General features: G+C 48.9%; 1 protein-coding gene. It reads left to right on the forward strand.

Annotated features, from left to right (window positions below):
* The coding region (locus tag R0J87_RS25000) for an RHS repeat domain-containing protein (protein WP_498889722.1) at positions 1 to 233 on the forward strand (233 nt) is incomplete at both ends.

Here is a 233-nt window from a genome sequence, read left to right on the forward strand (position 1 = left end):
GCATCTGGGCAGTGGCGCCGCACGTATCATCAATTTGACTTATTGAACCGACTGACGCGTATCATCGATCCGATCGGCGCAACCTATATCTATGCATACGATTTTGCGGGTAACAAAGTCACGTCAGATGACCCGGGGTTGGGCAAATGGACCATGATCTATGATCAACGCAATCTTTTGACCAAGCAGATTGATGCGAAGGGGCAGCAGATCAGGTTCACTTATGATCGCTT

The sequence above is a fragment of the Halomonas sp. SIMBA_159 genome, from assembly GCF_046536035.1.
GTDB lineage: Bacteria > Pseudomonadota > Gammaproteobacteria > Pseudomonadales > Halomonadaceae > Vreelandella > Vreelandella venusta_A.